Source organism: Anaerotignum sp. (assembly GCF_051877975.1).
In the GTDB taxonomy this organism is placed as follows: domain Bacteria; phylum Bacillota; class Clostridia; order Lachnospirales; family Anaerotignaceae; genus Anaerotignum_A.
Genome location: NZ_JBJEJK010000054.1, coordinates 1 through 12806 on the forward strand (window position 1 = coordinate 1; position 12806 = coordinate 12806).

The following is a 12806-nucleotide window of genomic DNA, read 5'->3' on the forward strand; positions in this document are numbered from 1 at the left end:
GAAAAAAAATATTTTGCCTTATACTTAGCTGTATCATGGCGCTTGGCATAATGCCCACAGCGGCATTTGCAGGGAAGGTTCAAAGGATAGACTTTACTGTTACAGAGCCTGTAATTGGCGAAACGCCTGACACTGCTATAAATGTCAAATTCACCCCTAATTACTCTACGTCTGAGGGTATCGATGTATCATGGCGGAAGAACTCCACAACAAACGACCCAAATGAGCCTGGGTGGGTAATGATGAATACAGGGGAAAAATTTGAAGCAGGTTTTTATTACCTAGTTTTTTATGGTATACCCAACGATTGGACACCCTCCACGTCTTTTGAAGTTTATGTAAATGGAAAGGAGGTAACTGATTCTTCTGTTGTTGAGGATGTAGTTGCTATTCAGGTTTTCGATAATCTTTTTGGCGAAGTAACAAACATCGACGTTACAGTTGACGCTCCTGTTATAGGCGAAAAGCCAGACTTTAAACCGCAGTTTACATCAACCCCTGCGGACAGTGTTTCATGGAAGCCGGAATCCATGTTTTGGCGGGAATGTTCTAAAGAAAGCTACGAAAGCTACGAAAACGGCGAAATCGAGAAGATAAATTGGCAGACCATACATGAGGAGGATGTGTTCAAAAAGGATTGCTATTACCGTGTTGAGGTGCCGTTTGATACAGTTGGCAAATATTTCTTCACCGCAAACACAAAGACTACAGTAAACGGCAGGTCTAATGATTATGATGTTCCTATTTTAAGTGAAGATTTGACAGCCGCCTGTGCAAGCGCCACATTTGCACCGCTTACGCCCGGACCTGTAACAGAAATTCATGTTGAAGTTGACACTCCACTTGTAGGCAAAACGCCTGACTTTGACCCTGAATATGATGCGACCATTGATGGCAGCGGTTGGCAGAATGACGTCATTAAACTTGAAAATGACAGTGTTAAATGGTACGAAAGTAAGGATGAAAACGGTCCCTGGGATGTAATGGATGAGGATGACGAGTTCAAGGAAGGATACTATTACCGCTTTGATACGGCATTTGAACCAAAAACCCCTTATTCCTTCACCGAAGACACAACGGCTTATGTAAACTTTAACGACTGTCAGCTTACTCTTTCTTCTGACAACAGCACAGCCTATGTAAGCGCCACATTCGGTCCCCTTGCGCCTATACCTGTAACAAACATTCTTGTTACAGTTGTCGATCCTTGTATAGGCGATAGCCCTAACTTTACACCTGTTGGCTATGGTGCGGCCATTAATGACAGTAAGCAGTATGACGAAGTAAACATCCTTAAACTGAAAGACGGCAAAGTTAAATGGTACGAAAGCGATGAAGAAAACGGTCAGTGGGATGTAATGGATGAGAATGACAAGTTCGAGGAAGGGTACTATTACCGTATTGACGCAGAGTTTGAAACAAATACCGGTTATTGCTTCACCACAGACACAAAGGCTAAAGTAAACGGCTATAGGCATAATGGCGACAGACCTGTTTATGGCGAAGACAGTACATGCGCCTATGTAAGCCGTACCTTGGGCCCGCTTTCGGATAAAATTATTGAAGTAACAAGCATAGCCGCAGAAGTCGACACTCCTGTTATAGGCAAAACACCTGACTATGAACCAAGGGTTACATCAGACCCTGCGGACAGTGTTGAGGTTTATGACGTTAAATGGTATAAAACTGATAATGAGAATCCATCTAATGGGGATATCCTTGGAAATCCCGGTGTAGAATTAGGAAAAGACGAGAAATTTGAAGAGGGTTACTGTTACATAATTATGACAACATTCCGGACAAAGTACGGATATTGTCTTGATACGCAGATTAAGCCTACCATAAACGGAATGGAAGTCATCCCCGGCGCATTTGGAGAATATGAGATACCCACGTTTGTTGCATTTAAGCCGGAAAAGCCGGTTAATGTAGATGAGCCTATAACAAGCATAGCCGCAAAGGTTGATGCGCCTGTTATTGGCAACACACCTGACTTTAGCCCTGAAATTACATCTGCGCCTGACGGCAGTGCCGAGCCTTTTAAGGCTATATGGTACAAGATTCCTGAGGATAAATATACAGGCACAGCCGATGACGGCTGGGAATTAGTGGCACAGGACGAGGCATTTAAAGAGGGCTGCTATTATTCCGTTCTTGTAGGCGCTGTTGAAAATGACGGCTTCTGCTTTACAAATGACACAACCGCCACATTAAACGGAAAGGCTCATGTTGAAACCCTCGGCCCTGTTTACTCAGATGAATATGTAGACAATGTTGCACGTATATACGGTGTATTTGAGCCGCTTCACAGCCAAAGCAGCTCTTCCGGCGGCGGAAACAGCAGCATTCATTATAAGCTGACATTTGACACCAATGGCGGCAGCAGTATTTCCGGTATCACTAAATCAAGAGGAACAAACATAAACCTTGAAGAGTATAAGGCTGAAAAAGACGGCTTTGCATTTACAGGCTGGTACAGTGACAGGGAGCTTACCGACAAAATCACAAGCATTAAGCTGACAAGCAACACCACCGTTTATGCCGGCTGGAAAGCAATCGAAGAAGATCCAGTCACAGATGAGTTCCCGTTTGCGGATGTTGATACAGACGATTGGTTCTTTGAAGATGTGGCATATGCATATGAAAACGGTTTGATGAGCGGTACAAGCGCAGATACATTCTCCCCGGAAACAGCCACCACAAGAGGCATGATCGTTACGATCCTCTACCGTCTGGAGGGCGAACCTGAAATCTCGGGCAGCTGCGCCTTTGATGATGTGAAATCTGGCTCGTACTACGAAAATGCCATTACATGGGCTGCAGCAAATGGCATAGTCAGCGGCTATGACAATGGCCTGTTCGGACCGGACGATGCAATCACCCGTGAGCAGCTTGCCACAATTTTGTATAGATACGCCCAGTATAAAGGATTTGACGTCAGCGTGGGCGAGGACACCAATATCCTCAGCTACAACGATGCACTGGATATCTCCGAATATGCAGTTCCTGCTATGCAGTGGCTCTGCGGCGAGGGTATCATGAGCGGCAGTGACGGAAACCTGATGCCTATGGGTAATGCCACAAGGGCACAGGTCGCAGCGTTCCTGCACCGCTTCTGTGAGAATATTTTGTAATAATAAATCCGACAGAACTGAAAAGGAGTAAGGTTGAAACATACCTTACTCCTTTCCTATTATGTCCCCTGATGAATAAACCTACAAAGGGGTACGGATTTTAGTCTCCGGGAACACAAAAGGGAATTGGATTCCACTATGAAGGAAAAATCTAGTCCTCATCTTTTCTGAATCCTTTTCTCATCTCCTTATGGCAGAAAAAATATAAAAATGTGATATAGTGTACCTAAAATGCAAATAATTTTGTGATGACGGTTGTGATTTCGGCGCAAGCGATATATAATAAAAATGTGATTACAACACACTGAAACTCCAATAAAAATGTGAAGGGGTGTATCTATGGAACGATTGATTTTAAATAAGCTGCTGGATTGGAAGAATTCACCCTACCGCAAACCGCTGATCTTAAAGGGCGTACGTCAGGTGGGGAAGACTTGGATTCTCAAGGAATTCGGCAGACGCTATTATGAAAATACAGCCTACTTTAACTTCGATGAAAACGAAGAGTATAAGCAGTTCTTTGAGACTACTAAGGACGTGGATCGCATCCTGCAAAATTTGATACTGGCCAGCGGTCAGAAGATCGTGCCGGAAAAGACCCTCATCATTTTTGACGAGGTGCAGGATTGCCCCAAGGTCATTAACTCCATGAAGTATTTCTGCGAGAATGCCCCGCAGTACCACATTGCCTGTGCCGGGTCTCTGCTGGGGATTGCTCTGGCGAAGCCATCCTCTTTCCCGGTAGGCAAGGTTAACTTTATGCAGATTGATCCAATGACCTTCACGGAATTCCTACTTGCTAACGGCGACGAAAATCTCGCCAAATATCTGGAAAGCGTGGATACCATTGAGCCAATCCCAGATGCCTTTTTCAATCCGCTCTATGAGAAATTAAAGATGTACTATGTTACCGGCGGTATGCCTGAGCCCGTTCTGATGTGGACGGAAGCCCGAGATGTTTCTGCTATGCAGGAAGCCCTTTCCGGGATCATCGGTGCTTATGAGCGGGACTTTGCCAAGCATCCTAACATCAGCGAGTTTCCGAAGATCTCTATGATTTGGAAATCCATACCGTCTCAGCTGGCAAGGGAGAATAAGAAATTTATCTACAAGGTTGTCAAAGAAGGCGCAAGAGCCCGTGAATACGAGGATGCTTTGCAGTGGCTGGTGGATGCCAGACTGGTGCATAAGATTTACCGCAGCAGCGCTCCCGGTCTGCCGGTGGCTGCCTACGATGACCTGTCTGCATTTAAGATTTATCTGGTGGATGTGGGTTTGCTCCGCCGCTTGGCACAGCTGGCTCCTACGGCCTTCGGGGAAGGCAACCGCCTGTTCACTGAATTCAAGGGCGCACTGACCGAGAACTTTGTGCTGCAGACCTTGATCACGCAGTTTGAGGTGGTTCCCCGGTACTGGAGCCAGAACAATCCTTCTTATGAAGTGGATTTCCTCATTCAGCGGGAGAATGATATTATCCCTGTGGAAGTGAAATCTGAAACCAACACAACCAGTAGGAGCCTGAAGAAATTCAAGGAGCTGTTCCCGGATCAGGTCAAGCTCCGTGTCCGGTTTTCCCTGGACAATTTAAAGCTGGATGATGATGTGCTGAATATTCCTCTGTTTATGGCAGACCAGACAGATCGCTTGATTGGAATGGCATTGGAGGAAAGACGGGTAACGCAATCCTGTTGAAAAATAACGAACTGGTATTAGACGTCGTAGTTCATGGGCAGAACTCTAAGATTTCCCATATGATTATGGATCACCTAAAATAGCTTGGTCAAGGTTGTTTCCTCGACCGAGCTATTATTCTTTGTGTGTACGAAGTTCAGTATCTAAAAAATATTGCCATGGAAACAAAGGGGTTTTTTGGAAAGCTTCGGACAATTTGAAATATCTATAATTTATGCTATAATAACGATAGATTTATTCGAGGAGAAAACTACTTTTTAGATGAAAAAACCATGATTGAATTACTGCAACAAAACGAGAGGTACTGCAACAGTTCTGCAACAAATTTGATTTTAATGCTGCTGAATCATACCTGATCATACGTTGTTGGTTTTTATGGAAAGCCGAATCCTACGCCATCCTACGGCATCGTACAGATGGCAACTTTGCTTCTGATGAAAGGCGTTATTCTGCCCCGGGGAATGGGCATGGTTTACTTGATAATGATTGCGATTACGGGAGCACTGGGACAGATTTTTCTCACTTATGCCTACCGTCTTGGACCTGCGTCGGAAATTGCGATTTATGATCAATTTTCTGTGGTGTTTGCCATTGTGTTAGGGTTTTTGTTTTTGAATCAGATTCCAACCCCTTGTACATTGTTTGGAGGAGTTTTGATTGTAGGTGCATCTATTGCTGCGTATTTTTATAATATGAAGAATCAGGTGGAATGGAAAGACGAGATAGATAATATCTAATTATCTAGTCTATTCAATCATGGGAAAACGATTGCATATAGTAAGGCATGAAAAAATTGATTACAGACTTATGGCTTCTGCAAATTTGTAGGAGCTTTTTTAGATTATGCATCCGATTTCTTGAAAAATACCAGAAATTGATTTTTGCTTACAAATACTATAAAATGAAATTAAATATTTATGTTTATCTAAATTAACTAAAAAGAATGGTGGAGGATTCTTATGATTACTGGTGTAATTAAAAATAAAGTGGATAAGATTTGGACGGATATCTGGGCCGGGGGCATTACAAATCCCTTGACCGTCATTGAACAGCTTACTTATTTGATGTTTATCCGTTCTCTGGATGAAAAGGAACTGGAAACAGAAGAATTTGAAAATATGACAGGGGAGGCAATGGATAAAATTTTCCCGCAGTCTGCGGCAGGGCAGTCTATGCGCTGGAGCAAATTCAAGGACAAAGACCCAAGAGAAATTTTCAACATCATTTCCCAGAGGGTATTCCCTGCAATCAAAAAGATGAAATACGGACGGTTGCCTGATTTTGATGAAAAGGGTGAGCTGATAGAAATAGAGGATCATTTCGATAAAACGGAGGAAGGAAAAACAGCCTTTGCCCGCTATATGGACGATGCCATGTTTTTGATTCCTACACCGCAGGTGTTGCAGAAAATCATTACAGGCTTGGATGATTTATATGAGCATGATATTGCCGACTTGGACATGCAGGGGGACCTGTATGAATATATGTTGGGCAAGCTGGCGACAGCAGGACAAAATGGGCAGTTCCGTACACCCAAGCACATTCGTGAAATGATGGTGGAACTGCTGCAGCCCACGCCTGATGATATCATCTGTGATCCTGCCTGTGGCACAGCGGGCTTCCTTGTTTCTGCATCTGAATATATCCGCAGAAATTATGAGGATACTATGACCAGTGAGCAGTGGGAGCATTTCGCAGGGAAAGCCTTTACGGGTTTTGATACAGACCGCACTATGCTGCGGATTTCTGCCATGAACCTGATGCTCCATTCCATCGAAAAACCTGAAATTGATTATAAAGACAGCGTTTCCAAGCAAAATGAAATCAGCGGGAAGTATACCGTTTGCTTGGCAAATCCCCCTTTCAAGGGTACGATTGATGCGGAAAGCATCAATGATAATCTGAAAGCAGTGACCAATACAAAGAAAACAGAGCTTCTCTTTTTGGCGTTGTTTCTGCGTATGCTGCAAAAAGGCGGCCGCTGTGCCTGCATCGTTCCCGATGGGGTTCTTTTTGGCAGCAGCAAAGCACACCAGTCCATCCGCAAGGAATTGGTGGAAAATCATCAGCTTCGGGCGGTAATTTCCATGCCCTCTGGCGTATTTAAGCCTTATGCAGGGGTATCTACTGCCGTTCTGGTGTTTACGAAAACGGGGGCAGGCGGCACAGAAAATGTATGGTTCTATGATATGAAGGCCGATGGATTTAGCTTGGATGATAAGCGTTCTGAAATCAGTGAAAATGATATTCCGGACATTATTGCCCGCTTCCATAACATGGAGCAGGAGGCGGAAAGAGAGAGAACAGAACAGTCCTTCTTTGTGCCGAAGGAGGAAATCGTAGAAAATGGCTATGACCTTTCCATCAATAAATATAAAAAGGTGGAATATGTGCCTGTGGAATATCCTTCCACACAGGAAATTATGGCAGATATTCGTGAAATTGAAATGGAAATCGGTAATGCCATGGATGAACTGGAAAGACTGTTAGGCTTATAGAAAGGAAAAACAAATCTGTAGAAATTCGGATTTGTAGGGATGAAGATATGAGAGTAAAACTCGAAGATGTTTGTGAAAGAGGTTCATCGAATCTTAAACAATCAGATATTATAGATAAAATAGGAGAATATCCAATCTATGGAGCTACTGGTTATTTAGGAAATGTTGATTTTTATCATCAGGAAAAGCCTTATGTGGCAGTTGTTAAAGATGGCGCAGGTATTGGTAGAACTACCTTACATCCGGCAAAATCTTCAGTAATAGGCACTATGCAGTATCTTTTGCCAAAAGAAAATGTTTTAGTAGAATATCTTTGCTATGTTGTGAGATATATGCATTTGGAGAAGTATTTTACTGGTGCAACAATTCCACATATTTATTTTAAGGATTATAAAAGCGAAGAGTTTAATTTGGATACACTGGATCGACAGAGAGAGATTGTTGATATCCTAAAAAGAGTTGAAAACATTATTGAGTTTCGTCAGAAAGAACTTCAAAAGTTAGATGATCTCATCAAAGCCCGATTTGTCGAACTATTTGGTGATTGTTTAAGCAATCCCAAAGGCTGGAAAACAAAGTGTCTTGAGGACATTGCTGAGGTTGGCTCCAGTAAGCGGGTATTTGTTGAAGAATTACGGGAGAATGGTATTCCTTTTTATCGTGGAACAGAAGTAGGTGCTTTGGCTGAAGGAAAACAGATTACTCCGGAGTTGTTCATTACAGAGCAACACTATGCGGAACTTTGCAAAGCTACAGGAACCCCTCGGATTGGTGACTTGTTGATGCCCTCTATTTGCCCGGATGGACGAATTTGGTTAGTTAATACAGATAAACCATTCTACTTCAAAGATGGCCGTGTCCTGTGGGTTCACGCAATTGACACCAGCTATAATCCCGTTTTTCTGCTCTACACTTTGAAAGATAGGATTATGACTGACTATAGTAGCATTGCGTCTGGAACAACATTTGCAGAGTTAAAGATTTTTGCGCTAAAAAAATGCCAAGTATTTGATGTGCCTATCACACTGCAAAATGAGTTTGCTGCTTTTATCAAACAGATCGACAAATCAAAAGCTGCTGTGCAGGCAGCATTAGATAAAACACAGTTGCTGTTTGACAGCTTGATGCAGGAATATTTTGGGTAATACTACGACAGAAGCAGATTTTTTGTGTATAATAGAATTAGAGATAGTATGTTTTGCAAAGGTTGATACCATTTTAAAGCAATATATTCCGGCTTTTGTTAAGCTAAAAGAAGAAATAGAGGAAATTTAAGGGCGTTTTGGTGGATGAAAGGAGAACGCGTATGTGTAATTTTGATTTTTTGAAAAACAAAAAAGAATATGCCCTTTTCTCCGCCGCTGCCATGGAAGCGGAAAAGGTCTATACCTCTGCTCCTGCCATGTGTGCCGTTGGCTGCCGCAAGGCCTTAGAACTTGCTGTGAAATGGGTCTATGCTGCGGATAACACCATGACGATGCCTTACAGGGACAACCTGCAGTCTCTGATTCATGAGCATAGCTTTCGTTTCGCTGTGGACCAGCAGACATGGGGCAAGCTGCCTTTCATCATTAAGCTGGGAAATATGGCGGTACATACGGATAAAACGATTTCCAACAGTGATGTATTATTTTCTCTGAAAGGTTTATTTGAATTTATCCAGTGGATTGATTATTGCTATGGCAGCGATTACGAAGAACGTACCTTTGAAGAAGCAAGGATTCCCAAGGAGAAGGTCGTTGTTGATACGAAAAAAATCAAAGAGCAGGAAAGCCTTCTTGGGGAGAAGGAGGCGGAGATAGAAGCCCTTCGGAAGAAAATCGCAGAAATGTCCGCTGCATACACAGCGGAAAAAGAACAGCATCAGCAGGAGCGTACCTTTGAACCTGAAGATTTGTCTGAATTCCAGACCCGCAAAAGATATATTGATCTGGATTTGAAGGAGCTTGGCTGGAAATTTGACGGCGAAAATGCGGATGTCTGGGAAGAATATGAAGTTGATAACATGACCGGTGTAATGGGGCAGAAGGGTTATGCGGATTATGTTCTGTTTGGCAAGGATGGTTTGCCTTTAGCAGTCATCGAAGCGAAGCGTGCCAGCAAAGACCCGAATATTGGGCGGAAACAGGCGGTGCTGTATGCGGATTGTCTGGAACAAAAATTTGGCCGCCGCCCTATGATGTTTACCACCAATGGCTTTGAAACCTATTTCTGGGATGACAAAACAGGACCCCAGAGAAGGGTAAGCGGTATTTTCAGCAAGGATGATCTGCAAAAGCTGATGAATCGCCGTGCAGAACGCAAAGACTTGAGTACTGTGCCCATTGATGATAAAATTACTGACCGTTATTACCAGAAGGAAGCGATCCGTGCCGTTTGTGATAATATCACCCAGGGCTTCCGCAGAAATCTGCTGGTTATGGCAACAGGCACGGGGAAAACAAGGACAGCCTCCAGCTTGACGGATGTTTTAAGCCGTGGCGGATATGTAACAAATATTCTTTTTCTGGCGGATCGTACTGCCTTGGTAAAGCAGGCGAAGGATGATTTCAAAAACTATCTGCCGGATATGTCTTTGTGTAACCTTTGCTCTAATAAGGATGACCGCGGGGCGAGAATCGTATTTTCTACATATCCGACCATGCTGAATGCCATCGATTCCACAAAAACAAAGGACGGCAGAAAGCTGTTTACCCCTGCCCATTTCGATCTGATTATTGTGGATGAAAGCCATAGAAGTATTTTTAAGAAATATCGTGCGATTTTTGAATATTTCGATGCAATTCTGGTTGGGCTGACAGCAACGCCGAAAACGGATGTTGACCGCAATACGTATGAATTCTTTGAAATGGAACACGGTGTGCCGACCTATGCCTATGATTATGAAACGGCAGTTTACAAAGATCATGTGTTGGTGCCGTATTATAACTATGAGGTGAAAACAAAATTCTTGGAAGAAGGGATCACCTATGATGACCTTTCTGATGAGGACAAAGAAAGATATGAGGATGATTTTGCGGAAGATGATGGGATGCCTGATTTTATTCCGTCAGCGGCATTGAATGACTTTGTTTTTAATGAGGAAACTGTGGATAAAGTCTTGCAGGATTTGATGGAAAGGGGCATCAAGGTTGCAGGTGGGGATCGTGTTGGCAAAACCATTATTTTTGCCCAGAATAAACGCCATGCAGAATTTATTTTGGAACGGTTCAATCAGCTCTATCCTCAGTATAAGGGGCACTTTGCCCAGAGAGTCATTTGTGATGATGCTTATGCCCAGACGATAATAGATGATTTTAAGGTGCCTGAGAAAGAGCCGCATATTGCTGTATCTGTTGATATGATGGATACCGGCATCGACGTGCCGGAATGTGTAAATCTGGTGTTTTTCAAGAAGGTGCGTTCCAAAACAAAATTCTGGCAGATGATTGGCAGAGGGACTCGTCTGGCTCCCAATTTAATCTGTACTGACCAAATTGACGGAGAATATATCGGCAAGAAGCGTTTCCTGATTTTTGACTATTGCGGAAATTTTGAATTTTTCAGAGAACACCCCAATGGCTTTGAAGGGAAAGAAACAAAAACTCTTGCGGAAAATATTTTTGATAAGCAGGTTCGGCTGATGATGGCATTGCAGGATGGTGCCTTTGCGGAGGATGCTTACCAGGATTGGCGCAAGGAACTGGCGGATATCTGCCATGGACAAGTTCTGGACTTAAATATGGATATTGTGTCTGTGAGATTGAGACGGCAGTATGTAGAAAAATATAAAGTCCGTTCTGCCTTTGATATGCTAAGCGAAGGGGACAAGGGGGAATTGACGAAGGAAATCGCACCATTGGTTTATTTGAAGGATGATGATGAAGCGGCGAAGCGGTTCGATAATTTTATGTATGGCATGATGATTGCCCATCTGGAAGGATTGCCCAGTTTCAAATATGCAAAAAAGCAGCTTTGCGATACAGCGGTTCTTTTGGAACGAAAAGCTACGATTCCACAGATTAAGGCAAAATTGGATAGGATTAAGCAAATCAATACAGATGATTTCTGGGCAGCCAATGATATTTTGCTGTTTGAAACCATTCGGCGGGAGCTGCGGGGATTGATAAAGTTTTTGATGGATGAAAGTCCTGCCAAATCGCCTATCGTAACAAAGCTGGCAGACCCAATTATCGGAGAGCAGGAAAATATGCAGTTGGACCCTGCCTATGATTTTGAAGATTATCGCAAAAAGGTCAACCGTTATGTAGAGGAACATGGTGACACCTTGGCAATTCACAAGCTGACCCATAATATCCCTCTTTCCATTGGGGATTATACGGAGTTGGAACGCATTTTGACCAGTGAATTGGGCAGCAAAGAGGATTATCAGCGTGAATTTGGGGATACGCCTTTCGGTCTGTTGATTCGTAAGATTGCAAAGCTGGATCATGCTGCAGCGATGGAGGCTTTTTCTGCATTTATCAATGATGAATCTTTGAATCAAAAGCAGATTGCGTTCGTGATGAAAATCATTAATCATATTGAGCAGAATGGCTATATGGAAACTGTTGCAGATCTGCAGAAGCCTCCCTTTGATAAGCCTATTGCATTTATCAAGATGTTTGATTCCAAGACGAGGATGGCACTGATTCAGAAGATCAATGAAATTAAGGAAAATGCTGTGAAAGTTGTGTCTGGATGAGTTTTATGCTACAATAGAATAAATTTATTTGAGAAATAAAGCATATTTTTGGATGAAAAAATCCTTGATCGAACCACTGCAACAAAATGAGCGTTACTGCAACGATCATGCAACAAATTTGATTTTAATGCTGCTGAATCGTACTTGATCATACTTTGTTGGTTTTTATGGAATTCACGCGCAAAAGTAGAAAATATAGTTCTTATAAGGGAAAGGTTGGAGGTATAGCCCCTAATAGGATACGAAGACGCTTTAATACTCCCATTCCTCATCAGAAAATAACAACGGATACAACTGAGTTTAAGTACTACGAAGTGGATTCTCAGGGGAATATGACAATGCATAAGCTATATCTGGACCCATTTATGGATATGTGCAATGGAGAGATACTTAGCTTTGGAATCGCGAAACAACCAACAGCAAAAAATGTGGTGGATGCCTTAGAACAAGCAATCGAAAAGACATCAGATTGTCCTTATCGCAGAACCTTTCATTCCGATTAAGGATGGGCTTACCAGATGAAGAGCTACTCACATCGACTTAAAGAAGAACGTATATTTCAAAGTATGTCCAGAAAGGGTAATTGCCACGATAATTCTGTAATGGAAAACTTTTTTGGCTTGTTAAAGCAAGAAATATACTACGGTGTAGTTTATTATAGCTACGAAGAATTGAAATCAGAAATAGAACGATATATAAAGTATTACAATGAACAAAGAATAAAAGAAAAACTAGGATGGAAGAGTCCTGTTCAATACAGACTCAGCCTATTGGCTGCATAAAAACAGCGTAGCAGCC

The 12806-nt window shown here is 42.6% G+C and carries 6 protein-coding genes and 1 pseudogene; all 7 read left to right on the forward strand.

Annotated elements, in window-relative coordinates:
- Positions 1–50 precede the first annotated feature (50 nt).
- Positions 51–3134 (forward strand): S-layer homology domain-containing protein, encoded by a 3084-nt coding sequence (locus ACI39P_RS08075; RefSeq protein ID WP_439720153.1) that lies wholly within the window; start codon positions 51–53, stop codon positions 3132–3134.
- A 339-nt stretch (positions 3135–3473) separates the two neighbouring features.
- The gene (locus ACI39P_RS08080) at positions 3474–4826 is read left to right on the forward strand and encodes a DUF4143 domain-containing protein (protein WP_439720154.1); all 1353 of its coding nucleotides are present in this window, start codon (positions 3474–3476) and stop codon (positions 4824–4826) included.
- A gap of 416 nt (positions 4827–5242) precedes the next feature.
- Positions 5243–5563 (forward strand): EamA family transporter, encoded by a 321-nt coding sequence (locus ACI39P_RS08085; RefSeq protein WP_439720155.1) that lies wholly within the window; start codon positions 5243–5245, stop codon positions 5561–5563.
- A gap of 222 nt (positions 5564–5785) precedes the next feature.
- Positions 5786–7324: an N-6 DNA methylase gene (locus ACI39P_RS08090; protein WP_439720156.1), complete on the forward strand. Its 1539-nt coding sequence runs from the start codon at positions 5786–5788 to the stop codon at positions 7322–7324.
- A 47-nt stretch (positions 7325–7371) separates the two neighbouring features.
- Positions 7372–8469: a restriction endonuclease subunit S gene (locus ACI39P_RS08095; protein ID WP_439720157.1), complete on the forward strand. Its 1098-nt coding sequence runs from the start codon at positions 7372–7374 to the stop codon at positions 8467–8469.
- 161 nt (positions 8470–8630) lie between these two features.
- Positions 8631–12008, forward strand: a complete 3378-nt coding sequence (locus ACI39P_RS08100; protein WP_439720158.1) for a DEAD/DEAH box helicase family protein — start codon at positions 8631–8633, stop codon at positions 12006–12008.
- A gap of 173 nt (positions 12009–12181) precedes the next feature.
- A pseudogene (locus ACI39P_RS08105) lies at positions 12182–12790 on the forward strand (IS3 family transposase); the annotation flags it as partial.
- Between the last annotated feature and the right edge of the window lie 16 nt (positions 12791–12806).